22 protein-coding genes are annotated in these 21,347 nt (G+C 72.3%); 10 read left to right on the forward strand and 12 right to left on the reverse strand.

Annotated features, from left to right (window positions below; genetic code table 11):
* Window positions 1-14: 14 nt before the first annotated feature.
* Genes recF through dnaN form a run of 3 tightly spaced genes read right to left on the reverse strand, consistent with a single transcriptional unit; the run spans window position 15 to window position 3,239 of the window.
* Window positions 15-1,169 (reverse strand): DNA replication/repair protein RecF, encoded by a 1,155-nt coding sequence (gene recF, locus ACTG9Q_RS01485; protein WP_455570720.1) that lies wholly within the window; start codon window positions 1,167-1,169, stop codon window positions 15-17.
* A 2-nt stretch (window positions 1,170-1,171) separates the two neighbouring features.
* Window positions 1,172-2,083, reverse strand: coding sequence for a phosphogluconate dehydrogenase (NAD(+)-dependent, decarboxylating) (gnd, locus tag ACTG9Q_RS01490; protein WP_455570721.1), 912 nt, complete (start codon window positions 2,081-2,083; stop codon window positions 1,172-1,174).
* Window positions 2,084-2,105: 22 nt separating this feature from the next.
* Window positions 2,106-3,239, reverse strand: a complete 1,134-nt coding sequence (gene dnaN / locus ACTG9Q_RS01495) for a DNA polymerase III subunit beta (protein WP_455570722.1) — start codon at window positions 3,237-3,239, stop codon at window positions 2,106-2,108.
* A 658-nt stretch (window positions 3,240-3,897) separates the two neighbouring features.
* On the opposite strand from dnaN, the gene ACTG9Q_RS01500 reads away from it, so the two are divergent.
* Window positions 3,898-5,001 carry a S1 family peptidase gene (locus ACTG9Q_RS01500; RefSeq protein ID WP_455570723.1) on the forward strand — a complete coding sequence of 368 codons (1,104 nt, stop codon included), beginning with the start codon at window positions 3,898-3,900 and terminating at the stop codon, window positions 4,999-5,001.
* A gap of 102 nt (window positions 5,002-5,103) precedes the next feature.
* On the opposite strand, the gene dnaA is transcribed toward ACTG9Q_RS01500, so the two are convergent.
* A complete protein-coding gene (gene dnaA / locus ACTG9Q_RS01505) occupies window positions 5,104-6,624 on the reverse strand; it encodes a chromosomal replication initiator protein DnaA (protein ID WP_455570724.1) in 1,521 nt (506 codons plus the stop codon).
* Window positions 6,625-7,009: 385 nt separating this feature from the next.
* Between dnaA and rpmH the strand changes: the two genes are divergently transcribed.
* The 8 genes from rpmH to ACTG9Q_RS01545 all read left to right on the forward strand — a co-directional run bounded on the left by rpmH (window position 7,010) and on the right by ACTG9Q_RS01545 (window position 12,193).
* Window positions 7,010-7,147, forward strand: a complete 138-nt coding sequence (gene rpmH, locus ACTG9Q_RS01510) for a 50S ribosomal protein L34 (protein ID WP_455570725.1) — start codon at window positions 7,010-7,012, stop codon at window positions 7,145-7,147.
* A gap of 14 nt (window positions 7,148-7,161) precedes the next feature.
* Window positions 7,162-7,530, forward strand: a complete 369-nt coding sequence (rnpA, locus tag ACTG9Q_RS01515; RefSeq protein ID WP_455570726.1) for a ribonuclease P protein component — start codon at window positions 7,162-7,164, stop codon at window positions 7,528-7,530.
* Window positions 7,527-7,811, forward strand: a complete 285-nt coding sequence (gene yidD, locus ACTG9Q_RS01520; RefSeq protein ID WP_455570727.1) for a membrane protein insertion efficiency factor YidD — start codon at window positions 7,527-7,529, stop codon at window positions 7,809-7,811. Before rnpA ends, yidD begins: the two co-directional genes overlap by 4 nt.
* A gap of 3 nt (window positions 7,812-7,814) precedes the next feature.
* On the forward strand, window positions 7,815-8,921 hold the full coding sequence (gene yidC, locus ACTG9Q_RS01525) for a membrane protein insertase YidC (protein WP_455570728.1): 1,107 nt from the start codon (window positions 7,815-7,817) through the stop codon (window positions 8,919-8,921).
* Between the two features lie 41 nt (window positions 8,922-8,962).
* Window positions 8,963-9,478 (forward strand): Jag family protein, encoded by a 516-nt coding sequence (locus ACTG9Q_RS01530; RefSeq protein WP_455571294.1) that lies wholly within the window; start codon window positions 8,963-8,965, stop codon window positions 9,476-9,478.
* Window positions 9,479-9,617: 139 nt separating this feature from the next.
* Window positions 9,618-10,280 carry a 16S rRNA (guanine(527)-N(7))-methyltransferase RsmG gene (rsmG, locus tag ACTG9Q_RS01535; RefSeq protein ID WP_455570729.1) on the forward strand — a complete coding sequence of 221 codons (663 nt, stop codon included), beginning with the start codon at window positions 9,618-9,620 and terminating at the stop codon, window positions 10,278-10,280.
* Window positions 10,281-10,334: 54 nt separating this feature from the next.
* The gene (locus ACTG9Q_RS01540) at window positions 10,335-11,231 is read left to right on the forward strand and encodes a ParA family protein (RefSeq protein ID WP_455570730.1); all 897 of its coding nucleotides are present in this window, start codon (window positions 10,335-10,337) and stop codon (window positions 11,229-11,231) included.
* Window positions 11,228-12,193, forward strand: coding sequence for a ParB/RepB/Spo0J family partition protein (locus ACTG9Q_RS01545; protein ID WP_455570731.1), 966 nt, complete (start codon window positions 11,228-11,230; stop codon window positions 12,191-12,193). The genes ACTG9Q_RS01540 and ACTG9Q_RS01545 overlap by 4 nt, the downstream gene beginning before the upstream one ends.
* Before the next feature lie 88 nt (window positions 12,194-12,281).
* Here ACTG9Q_RS01545 and ACTG9Q_RS01550 read toward each other — a convergent pair whose 3' ends face one another.
* Complete coding sequence (locus tag ACTG9Q_RS01550) at window positions 12,282-13,232, reverse strand: D-alanine--D-alanine ligase family protein (protein WP_455570732.1); 951 nt, start codon at window positions 13,230-13,232, stop codon at window positions 12,282-12,284.
* A 74-nt stretch (window positions 13,233-13,306) separates the two neighbouring features.
* Complete coding sequence (locus ACTG9Q_RS01555) at window positions 13,307-14,626, reverse strand: aminotransferase-like domain-containing protein (protein WP_455570733.1); 1,320 nt, start codon at window positions 14,624-14,626, stop codon at window positions 13,307-13,309.
* Between the two features lie 145 nt (window positions 14,627-14,771).
* Here ACTG9Q_RS01555 and ACTG9Q_RS01560 point away from each other — a divergent pair, with 145 nt between their 5' ends.
* Complete coding sequence (locus tag ACTG9Q_RS01560) at window positions 14,772-15,401, forward strand: GNAT family N-acetyltransferase (RefSeq protein ID WP_455570734.1); 630 nt, start codon at window positions 14,772-14,774, stop codon at window positions 15,399-15,401.
* Between the two features lie 85 nt (window positions 15,402-15,486).
* Here ACTG9Q_RS01560 and ACTG9Q_RS01565 read toward each other — a convergent pair whose 3' ends face one another.
* The 6 genes from ACTG9Q_RS01565 to ACTG9Q_RS01590 all read right to left on the reverse strand — a co-directional run bounded on the left by ACTG9Q_RS01565 (window position 15,487) and on the right by ACTG9Q_RS01590 (window position 21,227).
* Entirely contained in the window at window positions 15,487-16,623 is a 1,137-nt protein-coding gene (locus ACTG9Q_RS01565) for an N-acetylmuramoyl-L-alanine amidase (protein WP_455570735.1), read from the reverse strand.
* Window positions 16,624-16,791: 168 nt separating this feature from the next.
* Window positions 16,792-17,121, reverse strand: coding sequence for a thioredoxin (trxA, locus tag ACTG9Q_RS01570; RefSeq protein ID WP_455570736.1), 330 nt, complete (start codon window positions 17,119-17,121; stop codon window positions 16,792-16,794).
* 22 nt (window positions 17,122-17,143) lie between these two features.
* Entirely contained in the window at window positions 17,144-18,130 is a 987-nt protein-coding gene (gene trxB, locus ACTG9Q_RS01575) for a thioredoxin-disulfide reductase (RefSeq protein WP_455570737.1), read from the reverse strand.
* 123 nt (window positions 18,131-18,253) lie between these two features.
* Window positions 18,254-19,000, reverse strand: coding sequence for a hypothetical protein (locus ACTG9Q_RS01580; RefSeq protein ID WP_455570738.1), 747 nt, complete (start codon window positions 18,998-19,000; stop codon window positions 18,254-18,256).
* Entirely contained in the window at window positions 18,997-19,623 is a 627-nt protein-coding gene (gene sigM / locus ACTG9Q_RS01585; RefSeq protein ID WP_455570739.1) for an RNA polymerase sigma factor SigM, read from the reverse strand. The genes ACTG9Q_RS01580 and sigM overlap by 4 nt, the downstream gene beginning before the upstream one ends.
* Window positions 19,624-19,676: 53 nt before the next feature.
* Window positions 19,677-21,227 carry a protein kinase family protein gene (locus ACTG9Q_RS01590; protein WP_455570740.1) on the reverse strand — a complete coding sequence of 517 codons (1,551 nt, stop codon included), beginning with the start codon at window positions 21,225-21,227 and terminating at the stop codon, window positions 19,677-19,679.
* Between the last annotated feature and the right edge of the window lie 120 nt (window positions 21,228-21,347).

A 21,347-nucleotide genomic window follows, 5' to 3' on the forward strand; every position in this document is an offset into this window, starting at 1 on the left:
GCCCGCCGAACAGGTCATCGGTCACGCCGCACCTCCCCATCGGCCACGGTGTACCGGGCGCCGGACAGCTCTGTGGGGACATCCTCGGCCACCGCGGCGGTCACGATGACCTGTTCGGCCAACACGGCGGTCTCGGCGAGCCGCTCCCGGCGGACCCGGTCGAGTTCGGCGAAGACGTCGTCGAGGATCAGCACCGGCTCGCTGCCCTCCGCGCGCAGCAGCTCGTAGGACCCCAGCCGCAGCGCGAGCGCGAACGACCAGGACTCGCCGTGGCTGGCGTAGCCCTTCGCGGGCAGGTCGCCGAGGACCAGCTCCAGCTCGTCGCGGTGCGGGCCGACGAGGCTGACCCCGCGGTCGAGTTCGGCGTCGCGGCGCGCGGCCATGCCCGCCAGCAGCGCCTCGGCGACCACGGCCTGGTCGGCGGCGACCCCGCCGGGCACGCCGTACCCCTCGGGCAGCTCCACCCCGGCCCGGTAGGTGATGCGGGCGGGCGCGGACTCCGGCGCCACCCCGGCGTACGCCTCGGCGACGCGGGGCCCCATCGCGGCGACCAGGTCGAGCCGGGCGGCGAGCAGCTGCGCGCCGTGCGCGGCCAGGTGGCCGTCCCACACCTCCAGCGTGGACAGCGCGTCCGGGTCGGCGCGGCGGGCGCGGCGGTTGGTCGCGGCGCTCTTGAGCAGCGCGTTGCGCTGGCGCAGCACCCTGTCGTAGTCCGCGCGCACCCCGGCGTACCTCGGGGCCCGCTGGACGAGGAGGTCGTCGAGGAAGCGGCGGCGCTCGCCGGGGTCGCCGCGCACCAGGGCCAGGTCCTCGGGGGCGAACAGCACCGTGCGCAGGATGCCGAGCACGTCGCGGGGCCTGCCGACGGCGCCCCGGTTGACGCGGGCGCGGTTGGCCTTGCCGGGGGTGATCTCCAGCTCGACGGTCAGCTCGCGGTCGTCGTTGACCACCACCAGCCGCACGATGGCGCGCGGGCAGCCGTGCCGGACCAGCGGCGCGTCGGCGGCGACCCGGTGCGATGCCAGGGTCGCCACGTAGCCGACCGCCTCGACCAGGTTCGTCTTGCCCTGGCCGTTGCGGCCGATCAGCACCGCCGCGCCCGGCTCCAGTTCCAGGTCCGCGTGCTGCCAGGAGCGGAAGTCGGCGACCTGCAAGTGCCGGACGTGCACTACTAGTTCGTCTCGCCGGACCCGGAGGTCGGTCCCGCCTTGTGCACCGCGTGCCCGCCGAACTGGTTGCGCAGCGCCGAGACCGCCTTCATCGCGGGCGAGTCGCCCTGGCGGGAGGCGAACCGGGCGAACAGCGCCGCGGAGATCACCGGGGCGGGAACGGCGTGGCGCACCGCTTCCTCGACGGTCCAGCGACCCTCGCCGGAGTCCTCGACGTAGCCGGAGAGCTCGGCCAGCCTCGGGTCCTCGTCCAGCGCCTTGACCAGCAGGTCGAGCAGCCAGGACCGGACCACGGTGCCGCGGGTCCACGCCTTGAGGACCCCGCGCACGTCGGTGACCTCGCTGGCGGCGTCGAGCAGCTCGTAGCCCTCGGCGTAGGCCTGCATCAGGCCGTACTCGATGCCGTTGTGGACCATCTTCGCGTAGTGGCCCGCGCCGGTGGCCCCGGCGTGGACGAAGCCCTCCTCGCGCGGGCCCTCGGGGCGCAGCGCGTCGAAGATCGGCATGGCGTGCTCGACGAACTTGGCGTCGCCGCCGACCATCAGGCCGTAGCCGTTCTCCCGGCCCCAGACCCCGCCGGAGACCCCGCAGTCGAGGTAGCCGACGCCGCAGGTGGCGAGCAGGTCGGCGTTGCCGCGGTCGTCGGTGTACCGGGAGTTGCCGCCGTCGATGACGATGTCGCCCTCGTCGAGCAGGTCGCCCAGCTCGGCCACGGTGGTGCGGGTCGGCTGGCCCGCGGGGACCATGACCCACACGGTGCGCGGCGTGGCGAGCGTGGCGACCATGTCGGCCAGCGACTCCGCGTCGCTGACCTCGGGGTTGCGGTCGTAGCCGATGACTTCGTGCCCGGCGGCGCGCAGCCGCTCGCGCATGTTGAAGCCCATCTTGCCCAGGCCGACGAGTCCGAGCTGCACGGTGATCCTCTCGGGTCGGGGGTCAGCCGGGAAGGCGGACCGGCATCAGCAGGTAGAGGTACCCGGGGGTGACCTCGCCATCCTCCCCGACGGGCTTGATCAGCGCAGGCCGGTTGGGCGTGGTGAAGGACAGCTCGGCGCGGTCGGCGTGCAGCGCGGCCAGGCCGTCCTGCAGGTAGGTCGGGTTGAACGCGATGGTGACCGGGTCGCCGGTGAACTCCACCGACAGCTCCTCCTCCGCGCTGCCCTCGTCGTCGCCGCCCGCGGTCAGGCGCAGGACGCCGTCGGCGAACTCCAGCCGGACCTGGGTGCCGCGCTCGGCGACCAGCGACACGCGCTTGATCGCCTCGACGAGCGGGGCGACGGCGATGATCGCCGCCGAGCTCTGCTCGGAGGGCAGCAGCTGGCGGTAGCGCGGGAACTCCGCGTCGAGCAGGCGGGTGGTCGCGCGGCGGCCGGAGCCGGACAGGCCGAGCAGCCCGTCGCCGGAGGACAGCGCCAGCTCGACGGTGCGCCCCGAGGTGCCCAGCGCCTTGGCGGCCTCGGCCAGGGTTCGGGCCGGGACCAGGACGGCGGCGTCCTCGACGTCGCCGCTGGGCTTCCACGCGAACTCGCGCATCGCCAGGCGGAAGCGGTCGGTGGCGACCAGGGTCAGCTTGTCGCCCGCGATCTCGACGCGGACGCCGGTGAGCATGGGCAGGGTGTCGTCCTTGCCCGCGGCGATGGCGACCTGGCTGACCGCCTGGCCGAAGACCTCGCCCGCGGCCTCCCCGGCGTGCTGGGGCATGGTGGGCAGGGACGGGTAGTCCTCGACCGGCATGGTCGGGAGGCTGAACTTGGCGTTGCCGCACGCGATCGCGACCCGGGAGCCGTCGACGGAGATCTCCACCGGCTGGGCGGGCAGCGCCTTGGTGATGTCGGCGAGCAGCCTGCCGGAGACCAGGGTGCGGCCCTCGTCGGCGATCGTGGCGGGCACGCTGACCGTGGCCGAGACCTCGTAGTCGAAGCCGGAGACGGTGAGCCCGTCGGTGCCGTCTGCCGAGCCGGCGTCCAAGAGCACGCCGCCGAGGACGGGCACCGGGGGCCGGGAGGGAAGGCTGCGCGCCACCCAGGCGACAGCGTCGGCGAGGCTGTCGCGCTCGACGCGGATCTTCATGGGAGTCCTTTCCACCGCCCGTGCGGGTCGCCGCACCGGGGGCGTGACCCGGGTGGGCTGTCCACGCTGTAGGGCCCAACCGTAGAGCGTTGGCCGCCCCGGCGTCATCCGGGGCTTGGGGCGCCGGGGACGGCTCGGCGGCGGTTGTCCCCAGATTCGGCCCGCCCCTGTTTCTAGCTTTTTTGTTCTTGGGGAAGAGAGAAAAGACAGTAGTAGTAATAAGGGCTGTGGATTGTGTGGACAACGCCTGTCCGCGCAGGTCACACGGCGCGGATCGATGTGGACGGCCGGTGGGTGCAACCGGTGGACAACTCGGGCCGTCGGTGGATGGTTTCGCGGCCCGTCCGATCCATCCACAGGCGGCCCGAGTTGTCCACAGTTCCATCCCCAGTTGTGCACCGAGTAGTACCCAGGCTGTCCCAGCTCTGCCCACAGGGCTGTGGATGGCCGAAGACCCCCATACCGGTGACGCAGATCTCCTGGGCACCCCCGAACGGGGCATCCACGGCGGCAATAAACCCTGGCGCCGGACGGGTGGCCATCCCGCGAATCTATGGCCAACTGTGATTGTTCCGCCCCGGACCGGCGACCGCATAGTTGCGGTGCGCCCCGCGCCACCCTGCGCGCGGGTCGAACCCTGCGGATGGAAGGAGCCGGTATGCGGCTTCGGAGGATCGTGGCGGGTGTCGCCGCGGCGGCGGCCTGCGCCGGTGGGCTGGTCGCGGTGGGCGGCCCCGCCCAGGCGGTACCGCCCAGCTCCACCCCCGGCGAGGTGACCCCGTACATCATCGGCGGCGTCCCGGCCACGGAGAACTACCCGTTCTACGTCAAGCTCTTCGCCAGCGGCCGGTTCGGCTGCGGTGGCTCGCTGATCGCGCCCACCTGGGTGGTGACCGCCAACCACTGCATCAGCGGCGTCACCTCGGTGCGCGTCGGCGGCACCACGCTCAACAGCGGCGAGGCCATCAACGTCGCCCAGCGGATCGCCGGTCCCAGCGGCTACGACATCGCGCTGCTGCGGCTGAGCAGCGCGTCGGCCTCCACGCCCATCAAGATCACCGCGACCACGCTGAACACCGGCACGGCGGTGCGGATCATCGGCCACGGCCAGACCTGTCCCACCCGCGGCTGCGGCAGCGCGCCGAACACCCTGCAGCAGCTGGACACCCGCCTGGTCACCGGCTGCACCGACCCGGCGTTCAGCCCGACCTACGAGCTGTGCGTCGGCGACCAGTCCGGCAGGGGCGCCTGCTACGGCGACTCCGGCGGACCGCTGGTCGTGCAGGCGGGCGGCCGCTGGGAGCTGGGCGGGGCGACCAGCAGGGCGGGCGCGCAGAACCCGACCTGCGCCACCGCGCCGTCCATCTATATGCGCGTCCCGGCGTTCAAGTCCTGGATCGAGGGCCACACCGGCGACCTGGACGGCCCTGGCCAGGACCCCGACCCGGACCCGGGCTCCTGCTCCGAGGCGACCTACACCGGCTCGCTGAACGCGGGCGCCTCGGTGTACCAGCCCAACGGCAGCTACTACTACAGCAGCGCCTCGGGTGCGCACCGCGGCTGCCTGACCGGCCCCTCGGGCGCGGACTTCGACCTGTTCCTGCAGAAGTGGAACGGGTCGACTTGGGCGAACGTGGGCGCGGGTGAGACCCCGGCGGCCGCCGAGACCGTGGAGTACACGGGCACCGCGGGCTACTACCGCTGGCGGGTGCTCGCCTACAGCGGCGGCGGCGCCTACACCCTGAAGACCGACAACCCCTGATGACGGCGGCTGCCTAAAGGACAACTGCCTGAAAGACAACTGCCCCCTCGCCGACGGACGGGTCGGCAAGGGGGCAGTTCCATGCTCTCACGCGCGGGGCGCTCAGGCGCGGGCGCGCTGCTTGATCCGGGAGGTCATCTCCTGGACCTGGTCGTAGACGCGGCGCCGCTCGGCCATCTCCTTGCGAATCTTCTTGTCCGCGTGCATGACCGTGGTGTGGTCGCGCCCGCCGAAGGTCTGCCCGATCTTGGGCAGCGACAGGTCGGTCAGCTCGCGGCACAGGTACATGGAGATCTGCCGGGCCTGGGCAAGCGCTTTCGTCTTGCCGGGGCCGCAGAGGTCGTCGATGCTCACGCCGAAGTACTCCGCGGTCACCGCCATGATCGTGGCCGCGCTGATCTCCGGCGCCTGCGAGTCCGGGATGAGGTCGCGCAGCACGATCTCGGCGAGGCCGACGTCGACGGGCTGGCGGTTGAGCGAGGCGAAGGCGGTCACCCGGATCAGCGCGCCCTCCAGCTCCCGGATGTTGGCCTCGACCCGCGCGGCGATGAACTCCAGCACCTCGCCGGGCACGGCCAAGCGGTCCTGGGCGGCCTTCTTGCGCAGGATGGCGATGCGGGTCTCCAGCTCGGGGGGCTGGATGTCGGTGATCAGGCCCCACTCGAACCGCGTGCGCAGCCGGTCCTCCAGCGTCTCCAGCCGCTTGGGCGGACGGTCGGAGGAGACCACGATCTGCTTGTTGGCGTTGTGCAGGGTGTTGAAGGTGTGGAAGAACTCCTCCTGGGTGCCTTCCTTGCCCTCCAGGAACTGGATGTCGTCGACCAGCAGCACGTCGATGTCGCGGTAGCGGCGCTGGAAGGCCACCTTGCGGTCGTCGCGCAGGGAGTTGATGAAGTCGTTGGTGAACTCCTCGGTGGACACGTAGCGCACGCGCATCCCCGGGAACAGGCGCTGGGCGTAGTGGCCGACCGCGTGCAGCAGGTGGGTCTTGCCCAGCCCGGACTCGCCCCAGATGAACAGCGGGTTGTACGCCCGCGCGGGCGCCTCGGCCACCGCGACCGACGCGGCGTGGGCGAAGCGGTTGGACGCGCCGATGACGAAGGTGTCGAAGGTGTACTTCTCGTTCAGCCGGGTCTTGGACGTCTGCGGCTGCGCGGGCGCGGTGTAGGGCTGGCCGATCGCCGGGCGGCCGTTGAACGTCGGCCAGATCTCGTGGACGGCGGCGAGCGCGTCGCCCTCCTCGTCGACCTCCTCGGAGTCGTCCTCCAGGAGGCCGTCGACCGGCGGCGGCTCGATGGGCAGCGTCACCGTCTCGGCGTCGACCGGCTCGGCCGCGACGGTGACCGGCTTGACCGGGGCGGGCGCGACGTCGACCTTCACCGCGAGCGAGACCACCCGGCCGAGCCTGCGGGAGAGCGCGCTGGTGATGGGCTCGCGCAGGGCGCGCTCGATGGCTTCCTTGGCGAACTCACTGGGGGCCGAGAGCAGCGCGGTGCCGTCCAGCAGGCCGATCGGCCGGGTCATGCGCATCCACGCGCGCTGGGACGGGGAGAGCGTGCCCGCTGACAGCTCGCGCACGACCTGCTCCCAGACCACGCCCAGGTTCATCTGGTGGTCGGACATCGACGCCGCTCCCTCCCCTGATCTGGCCTCCGCGCGCGCTCATCCACAGAGTTGTCCACAACTGTGCACGAAGGGTACGGCGAGCCGCGGCCGTGGCGGGTCAACGGTACTCAGTGGTCCGGCACGGTTGGCCCGGCAGGGGCTCCCATCGCGTCCGGCAAGCCAAGAGCCCGCACGCTAACAAGCCGGGCCGGTCGCCACAAGCGGCCCCGGTTTGGTCCTGGCCGAACGGGTGCGTACTCTCATAAGGTCTCCCGCTTGCGGCGGGCGAGTTCTGCGTGCCCGCACCTGTGGCGGCCCGCGCGCGTTCCGCCAGGCCGTGCCCGCGCGAGACCCGACCAACGGCCAGAACGACTGGCAGGGCTAGTACCCGGGAGATAGAGCTGTGAGCAAGCGCACCTTCCAGCCGAACAACCGTCGCCGTTCCAAGACCCACGGCTTCCGCCTGCGGATGCGGACCCGCGCGGGCCGCGCGATCCTCGCCGCCCGTCGGCGCAAGGGTCGCGACAAGCTGTCGGCCTGAGTCCACCCGCCGCCGTGCTCCCCGCGGCCGCCCGGCTGACCACCAGCGCGGACTTCAAGCTGGTGACCCGCGGCGGTCACCGGGCAGGCCGTCCCCGCCTGGTGGTGCACGCGGCGCGCAGCGGGATCGAAGCCGACCCTCGATCACCGAGGGTCGGTTTCGTCGTGAGTAAGGCCGTCGGCAACTCGGTGGTCCGCCACCGGGTGAGCAGGCGTCTGCGGCACGTCGTGCGCGAGCGGCTTGGAACTCTGCCGCCGGGCAGCGCGTTGGTCGTGCGAGCGCTGCCGCGCTCAGCCGAGGCGACCAGCGCCGAGCTGGCCGCGGACTTCGACGCCGCGATCCGCAGGCTTCGGCTGCAGGATGACAGTGGTGGTGCGTTGTGACGGTTGGGCCCGGCGCCAGGGTGCTGCTCGCACCGGTGCGCGTGTACCGGCGGTGGGTCTCCCCGCTGCTGCCGCCCGCCTGCCGCTTCTACCCCAGCTGCAGCGCGTACGCCGTGGAGGCGTTGACCGAGCACGGTGCGCTGCGCGGGTCGTGGCTGGCGCTGCGCAGGCTGCTGCGCTGTGGTCCATGGCACCCTGGCGGCCTTGACCCGGTGCCGCCGCGGCACCCCGAGAACTCGACCGGGACCGGCCCGGCTGACGCGAGAGCTGCCGAGGAGTAGTTCGTGCTTGATTTCATCTACTACCCGGTGTCCTTCATCCTCTGGTGCTGGCACTGGGTCTTCGGTCACATCTTCGGCGAGGCCAGCGCGATCTCCTGGGCGCTGGGCATCGTCTTCCTGGTCTTCACCCTGCGCGCGATCATGTACAAGCCCATGGTCAAGCAGGTGCGCTCCATGCGGAAGATGCAGGAGTTCGCCCCCGAGATCAAGAAGCTGCAGAAGAAGTACGCCAACGACAAGCAGAAGCTCGCCCAGGAGATGCAGAAGCTCCAGGCCCAGCACGGGGTGAGCCCGCTGGGCGGCTGCCTGCCGATGCTGCTGCAGATCCCGGTCTTCATCGGCCTGTTCCACGTGCTGCGCGAGTTCAAGCCGGGCAAGACCGAGAACTACTTCTTCGACGCCTCGGGCGTGGAGTCCTACCTCAACGCCGACCTGTTCGGCGCGCGGCTGAGCAACTGGATCACCCAGGCCCAGGCCGAGCTCGACCTGTTCAACGTCGAGCGGACCGCGGTCATCCTGGTGTCGATCCCGCTGATGATCCTCGCCAGCGTGCTGACGCACCTGACCGCGCGGCACTCGGTGGCCCGGCAGAACCCGGACGCGGCCACCCAGCAGACCGCGATCATGAACAAGCTGACGCTCTACATCTTCCCGCTGGGCGTGCTCGTCGGTGGCTTCTTCTTCCCGATCGGCCTGCTGCTCTACTGGCTGAGCAACAACAGCTGGACGCTGATGCAGCAGCACCTCGTCTACCAGAAGATCGACAAGGAGGAGGCCGCCGCGAAGGCGGCCGCCATCGAGAAGCGCACGGCCGCCGCGCCGAAGCCCGGCCAGAAGCCGAAGCGCGTCCCGCCCGTCGCCAAGAAGCCCGGCGAGATTGACGGCGTGGCCGGGGCCGATGCCACTGCGCCCGACGCCACCGCGCCGGAGCCCCCCGCGGGCCCGAGCAAGCCCGTCCCCGGCGCCAAGCCCCAGCCCGGCGCGAAGCCGCGCCCCGCCGCCAAGCCCGCCGCGGGCGCGAAGCCGTCGCCGAACGGCAAGGACGGCACCCCGGTTCCCGGTCTGAGTACGGACCGATCCCGTAAGAAGTCAGGTCGCAAGAACCGCTGAGGCGTCGCTCGACCTGGAGAGGAGTTACCGTGCCGGAGACGGTGCAGGAGTCCGAGACCACCGATCAGGAGGTGGGCACCGAGCGGGTGGCCACCGAGGACCTGTTGGTCAAGGAGGGCGACATCGCGGGTGACTACCTGGAGCGCCTGCTCGACATTCTCGACTACGACGGCGACATCGACCTCGACGTCGAGGCCAGCCGCGCGGTGGTGAGCATCGACGGCGGCGAGGACCTGGAGAAGCTGGTGGGCCCGCGCGGCAGCGTCCTCGAATCGCTGCAGGAGCTGACCCGCCTGGCGGTGCAGCAGGAGACCGGCGCGCGCAGCAGGCTGATGCTCGACATCGCGGGCTGGCGCGCGGGCCGTCGCGAGGAGCTGGCCGACCTCGGTCGCTCGACCGCGGAGAAGGCGCTGTCGACCGGCGAGCGCATCCGGCTCCAGCCGATGACGCCGTTCGAGCGCAAGGTCGTGCACGACGCCGTGGCGACGGTGAAGGGCGTGCACAGCGAGAGCGAAGGCGAGGACCCGCGCCGTCGCGTCGTGGTCTTCCCGCAGTAGCACTAGTCACCACGAGACGCGGTCCGCTCCGGCGGGCCGCGTCTCGTCGTTTCACGTGAAACACCGGAGCCGGGGTCAGGGGGCTTCCGGGGCATCGGCCACAATTGGCGGACTGTTTCACGTGGAACATCGGAGTGGCATGACGAATCTGGATCGGGACCGGGTCGAGTCGGTCTTCGGTGACCGGACCGGGCTCGCGGAGCGGTTCGTCGAACTGCTGGCGGTGCACGGGGTGGACCGCGGGCTGATCGGGCCGCGCGAGGTGGACCGGCTCTGGGACCGGCACGTGCTGAACTCCGCCGTGGTCGCCGAGGTGCTGCCCGAGGAGGCGCGGGTGGTCGACGTGGGATCGGGCGCCGGGCTGCCCGGCATCCCGCTGGCGATCGCCCGGCCGGACCTCTCGATGACGCTCGTGGAACCGATGGCGCGGCGGGTGGCATGGCTGACCGAGGTCGTGGAGACTCTGGGCCTGTCGTCGGTCGTCGTGGTGCGCGGACGGGCCGAGGAGCCCGCCCTGCGCGGCGAGGTCACCGGGACCGATGTGGTCACCGCCCGCGCGGTCGCCCCCCTGGGCAAGCTCGGCGCGTGGTGCCTGCCCCTGCTGCGGATCGGTGGCCGGATGGTCGCGCTCAAGGGGGCCAGCGCGTCCGAGGAGATCAACCGGGACCGCGCGGAGATCCGGCGCGCGGGCGGCGGGGACCCCCGGATCGTGCGTTGTGGAGTGACGGTGGTCGACCCGCCGACGACGGTTGTGGTGGTTGAGCGTCTGCCACGGAAGGATCAGCGTGCACGTCGAGGCTGAGAACGGAGCGAGGATGTTCCACGTGAAACAGCGATCGGTCATGGGGTGTTGTCGATGACCCAGCCCTCCGCCGCGTCCGTCGCCGGGTGGACGCCCATCGCCGAGGAAGCCGCCAGGGCGACCCGGGTCAAGCACCCGGACCGGATGTTCCCCCGGCCCCGGGGCCGCCGGGTGCTGACCGTCTCCAACCAGAAGGGCGGCGTCGGCAAGACGACCAGCACGGTGAACATCGCCGCCGGTCTCGCGCTGCACGGCCTGCGGGTGCTCGTCATCGACCTCGACCCCCAGGGCAACGCCAGTACCGCGCTCGGTGTCGAGCACCGCTCGGGCACGCCGTCGATCTACGAGGTGCTGCTCGGCGAGATGTCGGTGGCCGACGCCGCGCAGACCAGCGACCAGTCGGAGCGCCTGTTCTGCGTGCCCGCGACCATCGACCTGGCGGGCGCGGAGATCGAGCTGGTCTCCATGCAGTCGCGGGAGTCCCGGCTGAAGGAGGCGCTCTCCCCCGAGGCGCTCGACCAGATCGACCCGGACTACGTGTTCATCGACTGCCCGCCGTCGCTGGGCCTGCTGACCGTCAACGCGATGGTCGCCGCGCAGGAGGTGCTCATCCCGATTCAGTGCGAGTACTACGCGCTGGAGGGGCTGAGCCAGCTGCTCCGCAACATCGAGCTGGTGCAGACCCACCTCAACCGCGCGCTGACCGTCTCCACGATCCTGCTCACCATGTACGACGGCCGCACGAAGCTGGCCGACCAGGTGACCAACGAGGTCCGCACCCACTTCGGCGACACCGTGCTGCGGACCGTCATCCCGCGCAGCGTGAAGGTGTCCGAGGCGCCCGGGTACGGCCAGACGGTGCTCGCCTACGACCCGGGCTCGCGAGGCGCGATGAGCTACCTCGACGCGGCCAGGGAGATCGCTGAACGAGGAGCAGGAGAGAGCACATGAGCGCAGCCGGAGCAGGCCGCAAGGGCGGGCTGGGCCGTGGCCTGGCGGCGCTGATCCCGCAGGGACCGCCCGCGGCGCCCGCCATGGGCAACGGCCTGAAGCTGTCCACGCCGCCGGAGGCCCGGCAGGCGGAGCCCGCTCCCCCGGTGGCGGGCGCGGTGTACCGCGAGGTGCCCATCGCCTCGGTCACCGCGAACCCCAAGCAGCCCCGCCAGGTCTTCGACGAGGACGCCCTCGCCGAGCTGGAGCACTCGATCCGCGAGTTCGGCCTCATGCAGCCGATCGTCGTCCGCGAGCTGGACGCCTCGGGGTACGAGCTGGTGATGGGCGAGCGCCGCCTGCGCGCCGCCCAGCGCGCGGGTCTTGAGCGCATCCCCGCGATCGTCCGGCAGACCGCCGACGACGCGATGCTCCGCGACGCCCTGCTGGAGAACATCCACCGGGTTCAGCTGAACCCGCTGGAGGAGGCGGCGGCCTACCAGCAGTTGCTGGACGAGTTCGCGGTGACGCACGAGGAACTGGCGGGCCGCATCGGCCGCAGCCGCCCGGTCATCACCAACACCATCCGCCTGCTCCGCCTCCCCCTGCCGGTCCAGCGCCGCGTCGCCGCGGGCGTGCTGTCGGCAGGCCACGCCCGCGCCCTGCTCGGCCTGGACGAGCCGGGCGCCCAGGAGGACCTGGCCACGCGGATCGTTGCGGAGGGGCTGTCGGTCCGCGCGACGGAGGAGGCGGTCACCCTCGCCAAGGGCGCTCCTCCGGCCAAGGCCAAGCCCGCCGCGCGGAAGCCGATGCACGCGCCGGGGCTGCAGGACGTCGCTGAGCGCCTCTCGGACCGCTTCGACACCCGCGTCAAGGTCGAACTCGGCAAGCGAAAAGGCCGCATCGTCGTCGAATTCGGGTCGGTTGACGACCTGGAGCGGATCGTGGAGCTGATGGCCAAAAATGGGATGAATCAGACATGATTGACCCCTAAGGGATCACACCAGCCTGTTTCGTCACGGTGACGATGACGTTCCGTCGCGGAATCGTGACGGAACGTCGTGGGTCGGCTCAGTGCCCGCGGGCGATCGCGCGGTCGACCAAGGCCGCGTAGATCTCCCCGAGGGAGCGGCCCGCGGCCTCCACGGCCATCGGCACCAAGGACGTCTCGGTGAGCCCCGGGGAGAGGTTGACTTCCAGGAAGTGCACGTCGCCGTTCGCGTCGACGACCGCGTCGGTGCGGGAGATGTCGCGCAAGCCGAGCAGGCGGTGGGCCGAGAGCGCCAAGTCGGCGACCTTGGCCGCGGTGGCGTCGTCCAGGCGGGCGGGCGTGTGGAACTCGGTGAGCCCCGCGGTGTAGCGGGCGGTGTAGTCGTAGACGCCGTTGTGGGCGGTGATCTCGACGGCGGGCAGGGCCAGCGGGCCCTGGGGCCCGTCGACCACGGTCACCGCGACCTCGGTCCCCTCGACGTACCGCTCCGCCAGCACCGCGTCGCTGTAGGCCAGGCAGCCGACCATCGCGGTGGGCAGGTGCGCGGCGTCGCGCACGACCTGGGCGCCGAGGGCCGAGCCGCCCTGGTCGGGCTTGAGCATCATCGGCAGGCCGAGGCGCTCGACCATCGCGTCGAGCACCGGCTGCGCGCCCAGCTCGCGGAAGCTGCCGTGCGGCAGGACGACCCAGTCCGGGGTGAGCAGGCCGCTGCGGGCGAGCTCCGCCTTCGCGGTCGGCTTGTCCCAGGCGCGGCGGCAGGCGTCGGGGTCGGCGCCGACGTACGGGATGCCGAGCAGTTCCAGGATCGTCTGGATGGAGCCGTTCTCCCCCTCGCCGCCGTGCAGGGCGATGACGACCGCGTCCGGGCGGTGCTCCCGCAGGCGGGGCAGCAGGGCCGCGTCGGCGTCCCACTCCTCCACCGCGACCCCGGCCGCGCGCAGCGCCGCCGACACGCGCCTGCCCGAGCGCAGGGAGACGTCGCGCTCGTGGGACAGGCCACCGGCCAGGACGGTCACCCAGCGATCGGACACAGCGGACTCTCCTCGGACTCCTCAGCGCGTGCGGAAACGTGCCGACCGTACACCGGCACGATTGCGCTGCCCGCTCAGGCGGTGTCCGGCGAAGGGGTCTGCGGCCCCGACAGCGTGCGGCTGGTTGACGGGCCGAAGGTGCGCAGCAGCTCGAGCTCCTCGGCCAGCACCCCGGCCAGCCTGCGCACGCCCTCGGTGATCCGCTCCGGCGGCGGGTAGCAGAACGACAGGCGCATCTGCCTGCTGCCGAACCCGTCGGAGTAGAAGCCGGTGCCCGGCACGTAGGCCACCCTGGCCGTCACCGCGCGCGGCTGCATCGCCTTGGTGTCCACGCCCTCGGGCACGGTCAGCCAGACGAAGAAGCCGCCGTCGGGGCGCGTCCACGTGCAGCCCGGCGGCATGTACTGCTCCAGGCCCGCCAGCAGCGCGTCGCGGCGCTCGCGGTACATGGTCTGGAAGGACTTGATCTGGCCCTTCCAGTCGTGCGTGGCCAGGTAGCGCGAGACCACCAGCTGGTTGAGCGTCGGGGGGCACAGCGAGGCCGACTCGGCGGCCAGCACCAGCTTCTCCCTGACCCCGTGCGGGGCCAGCGCCCAGCCCACGCGCAGGCCGGAGGCGAAGGTCTTGGAGAAGGAGCCGAGGTAGATGACGTTGTCGCGGTCCATCGACCGCAGCGCCGGGTAGATCTGGCCGTCGAAGCCGAGCAGGCCGTAGGGGTTGTCCTCGATGACCAGCACGTCGTGGCGCAGGCAGATGTCGAGGATCTCCGCGCGCCTGGGCACCGCCAGGGTCACGCCCGCGGGGTTCTGGAAGTTCGGGATCGTGTACAGGAACTTGACCCGCCGACCGGCGGCGCGCACGGCCACGATGGCCTCCTCCAGCGCCGCGGGGACCAGGCCGTCGGAGTCCATGGCGACGTGCCGCACGTCGGCCTGGTAGGAGGCGAAGGTGCCCAGCGCGCCGACGTAGGACGGGCCCTCTGCCAGCACCACGTCGCCGGGGTCGCAGAAGATGCGGGTCACCAGGTCCAGGGCCATCTGCGAGCCGACGGTGACGACGAGGTCGTCGGGGTGGCCGTGCACGCCCTCCAGGGCCATGACCTCGCAGATCTGCTCGCGCAGCACCGGCACGCCGTGCGCGGAGCCGTACTGCAGGGCGGTCATGCCCTCCTCGGCGATGATCGCGGCCATCTGCGCGGAGAGCGACTCCAGCGGCAGCGCGGCCAGGTTGGGCATGCCGCCCGCCAGCGAGACCACCTCGGGCCTGCTCGCCACGGCGAAGAGCGCGCGCACCTCGGAGGCGGTCATGCCCTCCGCCCTGGCCGCGTAGCGGCTCAGGTGCGGGTCGAGGCTGCGGGCCCCTGCTCTGTCCGGCGGCTGTCCCACGCTGCTCATCGGCGCTCCGTTTACGTCGCGGGCGATCGATCGAGTGTAACCGGAGGGGTGACGTCGGCCTGATATCGCCGTCCACGGTTCCGGCGCAGGTCACATCGCCCTATCCTGGGGCGGTAGGAAGTCGGTGCCAGGCGGGGGAGGTTGGGTGTCGCGACGCGTCGTCGGCGTCACGCTGGACAACCTGGAGCAACTGCCCAAGCAGTGCAGGTCCTGCGTGTACTGGGAACTCGCGCCGCACCTCAAGGAGCAGGCCGAGGAGTTCGGCACCACCGAGCTGGAGAAGGAGGCGTGGGTCTCCAGCGTGCTGCTGGAATGGGGCTCCTGCGGGCGCATCGTCTACAGCGAGAAGCTGCCGGTGGGCTTCGTGTTCTACGCCCCGCCCAACGCCGTCCCGCGCGCCTCGGCGTTCCCGACCTCGCCGATCAGCCCCGACGCCGTCGTGCTGACGGGGTTCCACGTGCTCCCGGAGTTCCGCAAGGGCGGCCTCGGCAGGCTCCTGGTCCAGTCGGTGGCCAAGGACCTCACCCGTCGCGGCGTCCGCGCCATCGAGACCTTCGGCGACATGGACCCCGACGAGGACCACAGCTGCGTGGTCCCGGCGGAGTTCCTGAGCAGCGTCGGGTTCAAGACCGTCCGCCCGCACCCGAGGTGGCCCCGGCTGCGCCTGGAGCTGCGCTCGGCGATCACCTGGAAGGAAGACGTCGAGGCGGCCCTCGAACGCCTGCTGGGCACGGTCACCATCAGCACGGTCGGCACCCCGGCCATGCAGCGCTGACCGGCCCGGCTGCCCAGCCCCAGGACTGGTCGGCCCCGAGATTGGTCGGCCCCGAGATTGCCCAGCCCCGGCTGCCCGGTTTCGCCTACTCGGCCTTGGCCAGTTCGTGGGCCAGGACGTCGGCGAAGGTGAAGGTGCCGGTGGGCTGGTCGTTCTGGCCCAGCAGGTAGAGGCGCTTCACCGCGACCAGGATGCCCTCGGCGACGACGTCGCGGAACGCGGGCTCGCCCAGGCGGCGGCGGTCCTCCTCGTTGGTCAGGTACCCGATCTCGATGCGCACGGCCGGGCAGCGGGTGAGCCGCAGCAGGTCCCACGTCTTCGGGTGGGCGCCGCAGTTGCGCATGCCGGTGCGCATGACCAGCTCGCGCTGGATGAGACCGGCCATGGCCTCCCCGAGGGTGGAGGTCGCGCCGTTGCCGGTGCCGAAGTGGAAGGCCGCGACGCCCTGGGCCAGCGGCGAGCGGTTGCCGTCGGTGTGCAGGGACAGCACGAGGTCGGCGCCCGCGTCGTTGGCGAAGTTGGCCCGGTCGGCCTCGTCGGGGCAGCGGTCGGGGCCGCGGGAGAGCAGGGCCTCCATGCCGGTGGCGACCATCTTGCCCTCGAGGCGGGTGGCCAGGTCCCACATCAGGTCGGCCTCGTTGAGGCCGCCGATGGACAGGCCGGTGTCGGCGCCGCCGTGGCCGGGGTCGATGACGATGCGCTTGCCGCGCAGCCGTGGCCCGGCCTTGCGGACGCGCTCCTGCTCGCGCAGCAGGACCGGGCGGCCGCCGCGGGCGCGCGGGGAGAGCTGGCGCAGGGCGCGGACGGTCTCCGGGCCGCAGATGCCGTCGACGGTGAGGCCGTAGTCGCGCTGGAAATTGCGCAGCGCGGCCTCGGTCTGGGCGCCGAAGACGCCGTTGGAGCGCCCGGCGTCGTAGCCCATCTCCAGCAGGCGCTCCTGCAGCGTGAGCACGTCGTCGCCGGACAGCGGGGCCGAGACCAGGTAGGCCAGCGGACGGCCGCCGAGGGAGTAGGTGGCGTCGCGCAGGGCCCGGTAGGTGGCCGCGCCGACGACGCCGTCGGTGATCAAACCGCGGCGCTGCTGGAACGCGCGCACGGCGTGCTCCATCGCCGCGTCGAACACGGCCGCGTCCTGGATCGGGGGCACCAGGCCCAGCGCGGTGAGCGTGGATCGAACCTCGGCTACGGCCTGGCCCGTGTCGCCGCGGCGGAGAACCCGCATGCACCCTCGCTCTCGAGTCGGTGGGAATCCCTGACAGTCGACCATTGTGCCTGCCGGTGCCCGCGATCCGCGCACCGGTGGGGAGCGGGGGCCTCCTTTTCGCCGAAACACGAAACCGGGGCCCGTGCCCCACTCAACGAGACGGACGGACCCCGGGTTCGGGTTGCCTCAGGCCAGGACGTCGTCCAGGTCGCTGAGCAGGGCGGCCTTCGGCTTGGCGCCGACGATGGTCTTCACCGGCTCGCCGCCCTGGAACAGGATCAGGGTGGGCACGGACATCACCTGGTAGTCGCGGGCGATGCCGGGGTGGGCGTCGATGTCGAGCTTGGCCACGGTGATCTTCTCGGCGTGCTCGCCCGCGATCTCCTCGAGGACCGGCGCGACCATCCGGCACGGGCCGCACCAGGTCGCCCAGAAGTCGACCAGGACGGGCTTGTCGCTCTTGAGGACGTCACCGGCGAACGAGTCCGCGGTGACGGTGACAGTGTTGCTGGCCATCTTCTTCTCCTCGTGGTGTTCTCTAGTTGCTCTTGCCGTAGCCGCCGCCGACCAGCTCGGCGGCCATCTCGGCCTCGCCGGTGCCGTGCTCGGCCAGCCAGCGCTCGGCATCGATGGCCGCCGCGCAGCCGGAGCCCGCGGCGGTGATGGCCTGCCGGTAGGTGTGGTCGACCAGGTCGCCCGCGGCGAAGACGCCGTCGAGGTTGGTGTAGGTCGTGGTGCCCCGGGTGATGACGTAGCCCTCGTCGTCCACCTCGACCTGGCCCTTGACCAGGGCGCTGCGCGGGTCGTGGCCGATGGCGAGGAAGAAGCCGGTGACGTCGAGCTCACCGGGCTCGCCGGTGACGGTGTCGTGCACCTTCACGCCGGTGACCTTCGTGTCGCCGACGACCTCGTCCACGGCGGTGTTGAGCTGCCAGCGGATCTTCTCGTTCGCCTTGGCCCGCTCCAGCATGATCTTCGAGGCGCGGAACTCCTCGCGGCGGTGCACGATCGTCACCGACCTGGCGAACTTGGTCAGGAAGGTGGCCTCCTCCATCGCCGAGTCGCCGCCGCCGACCACGGCGATGTCCTGGTCGCGGAAGAAGAAGCCGTCGCAGGTGGCGCAGGACGACACCCCGCGGCCGAGCAGCCGCTGCTCGCCGGGCGCGTTCAGGTACCGCGCGGCGGCGCCCATCGCCAGGACGACCGCCTTGGCCGCGTAGCGCACGCCGTTGGCCTCGACGTACTTGACCGGGCCGGTCAGCTCGACCGACTCGACGTCCTCCGGGCGCAGCTCGGCGCCGAAGCGCTCGGCCTGGGCGCGCATCTGCTCCATGAGGTCGGGGCCCATGATGCCGTCGCGGAAGCCCGGGAAGTTCTCGACCTCCGTCGTGGTCATCAGCGCGCCGCCGAACTGGGCGCCCTCGAAGACCAACGGGTCGAGCTGCGCGCGCGCGGCGTAGACCGCCGCGGTGTATCCGGCGGGTCCGGACCCGATGATGATCAGGTTTCGGATCTGCGCAGACATTCGCCCTCCAACGGCTCCGCCGGACGTGATCGCCCGGTCGCACTGGTGTCAACGCGATGGTATGGGGCGGTTGTTCCGCGCGGACCCGGCGGCGTGCCGTGAGCGTCCAGCAGGTGGGACGAATCAGTTGATCGTGTCGTTGAACAGCGCCGAGCAGTCCGGGGCGACGACCAGCACGCGGAAGGTGCCCGGCTGCGAGGTGAGCATGAGCGCCATGACGCCCGGCTTGCCCTCAAGGGTCACCGGGCGCACGCCGACGATCTGCTCCTCGGCGGGGTCGAGGTCGTTGGCGCCCAGGCAGCGGTCCAGCCCGGCCTTGTCGTCGAGCGGGCCGTACTCGCGGGCGCCGACGACGTCGTTGACCGACGCGCCGATGTCGCCCTGGCTCAGCGCCAGCGGCGGCTCGGCGGCGGGCTGGCTCGCCGCCGGCTGCGGCGCGGCGACCCCGCCGGTGGTGTCCTGGGAGTCCGGCAGCGCGACGAAGGCCACCGCGACGGCGGCGGCCGCGGTGGCGAGCACCCCGACCCCCCAACCGGCGAGCCTGCCGCGCTTGCGCCGGGCCGCGGCGAGGTCGACCACGGGAGCGGGCTTGCCGAAGGCGCGCCTGGCCTCCTCCGCCATCGCGGCGTCGAGGCGGGCGGCGAAGTGCTCGGGCATCGGCGGGGCGGGCGCGGCGCCGTAGCCGCTGAGGTCGGCGCGCACGGAGTCCAGGGCGTCGAGGACCGCGCGGGCATCAGGATCGGCGCCCACCCGGGCGCGGACGTCGGCGGCCCGGCTCGGTTCCAGCACGCCCGCGTGCAGGTCGGCCAGCAGGTCGACGGGCCATGGCGGGCCGTCGGGGCCGATACTGCCCCGAATCTTGTCCGTCATCGTCCCTCCCCGTGGCGGCGCTCTGGCACGCCTCGCCGTTCAACAGCGCCACCTGGGACGTTCGCATCTGCACCGTGGTTCCGCAGATGTCCGAGCAGTTTGGCGAGCTTGGCCCGGCCGCGCGCGCAGCGGCTCTTGACCGTGCCCTCCGCGATGCCCAGCAGTTTTGCGGTCTCGGCGACGGAGTACCCCTCGACGTCGACGAGCATGATCGGCATTCGCTGCTCGTCGGACAGCTCGGCGAGCGCGCGCCGCACGACCAGCTGGGTCTCCCGGTCGGCCATGGCGTCGCGGGGCATGACCGGCTCGCCGGGGCCCGCCTCGGGCAGCGGCACGGTGGGGCGGGCGTTGCGGCGGCGGATGCGGTCCAGGCAGGCGTTGACGACGATGCGGTGCAGCCACGTGGTCACCTGCGACTCGGCGCGGAAGGACCCGGCGGCGCGGAAGGCGGAGATGAACGCCTCCTGGAGGGCGTCGGAGGCTTCCTCGGGGTCGCGCAGCGTGCGCAGGGCGACGGCCCAGAGGCGGTCGCGGTGCCTGCGGACCAGTTCGGAGAACGCGCGCGGGTCCCCGGCGGCATGCGCCGCGATGAGGTCGGCGTCCGAGCTGGCGGCGGCGGTCACCGGGACAATGTATCGGGCGGCCCCGGGCGCGTGAGCGCTGAGGTAACCGCCGGTCACTGGGCCCGGACGAACCTGATCTCGGTCAGTTCGGACATGTTGCCCTCGGCCAGGGCGGTGATCCAGACGAGCACGTGCTGGGTCGGCTCGGCGCGGTCGAGCTGCAGCTGGGTCTGGCCGGGCCGCAGGGTCGCCTTGCCGATGACCTTGGTCTCCTCCAGCGTCGGGTTCTCCGACGGGGCGCTGCGGACCTCCACGACCGTGCCGTCGCTGGGCGAGTCGACGGTCACCTCGGCGAGGACGACCGGCTCGGCGAAGGAGGCCATCAGGCCGATGCCGGGCTTGAGCGCGGGGAATGGCTGCTTGTAGGTGTCGGTCTTCCAGGCCGTGGCGGGGTCGCCGTCCACCGCGCGGCTGGCGCGGCGGGGGTTGTCCGGGGTGCCCGCGACGTTGAAGACCTCCACCCCGGCGGCCTTGATCGGCCCGGCGGCCACGACCGGCGGCGGGGCGGGCAGGCCGCTGGCGCCGGTGTTGTTGCCCGGGGCGGTCGCGGTGACAGTGGGGCCCGTGGTGCCGCCGCCGTCGTCGAAGAAGCTGATCAGCTGCACGCCGAGCCAGGCGAGCACGCCGACGGTGGCCACGGCCAGCACGGTGACGCCGACGGCCAGCTTGCGCCGCTTGGCCCGGTCGTTGCTGGGCGGGCGCGTGGTCCAGACCGTGCCGTCCTCGGCGTAGGTGACCTCGGGCTCGATCGCCCCGAGCCGCTGGGTCTGGTCCTCGGTGATCCGGGCCCGCTCCAGCACCTGCAGCAGCGCCGCGCCCGTGCGGATGCCGCCGCCGTCCTCGGCGAGGCAGTGCACGGCGGCGACGGAGAGCTCCATCGGGATGTACGGGAACAGCGCGCGCGGCGGGACCACCGCGCCGTCGGGACCGCGGGGGGCCGGGGGGACGCCGTCGGGGCCGCCGGGCAGCGGCCAGCGGCCGGTGAGCAGCAGGTACAGGACCGCGCCGAGACCGCGCACGTCGTCGCGCAGGCCCGCGTCGGGCAGCGGGCCGGGGAAGGCCAGCCGCAGCTGCCCGTCCGGGGTGACGCGCACCCGCTGCGGGTGGTCGAGGCCCAGCACCAGCCCGGAGTGGTGGGCGGTGTCGACGGCGGAGGCCAGCGGCTCGACCAGGCGCGCGGCGGTGCCCGGGGGCAGCGGGTGCTCGGCGATCAGGTCGATGAGGTCGGTGCCCGCCGCCCAGTCGGCCACGACCAGGCCGAGCACGCCCTCGCCCGGGGCGAGCCCGGGGCCGGGGGCGACGACGTCGAGCACGCGGGCGGTCCCGGGGTGGTCGAGGCGGGCGGTGTGCGCGGCCCGTTCGAGCACGCGGCGGGCCTGTCCGGCGGCGTGGCCGTCGCTCGGGCCGCCCATGAGGACGGTGAGGGCGACGTCGCGGCGCAGGTGGTTGTCGCGGGCCCGCCAGAGCTGGGCGCCCGCCCTGGTGTCGACGCCGTAGTGGACGAGCAGCCGGTAGCGGCCCTGCCCGACGAGGCCGCCGGGAACCAGCCCACCGGGAACAGGGCCGCCGGGAACAGGTCCACCGGGGACGGCGGGAATGGGCACGCCAGGAATGGGCACACTGGGAACGGGCGGGACGGCGGCGGCTCGATAGCCTGCCGACTCCCCGCTCGCGGGCATCTCGGGTCGCCTCGTCGTCACCGTGCTCTCGCTTCTCGCTGCGCT

It is taken from the genome of Actinokineospora lacus (assembly GCF_053813445.1).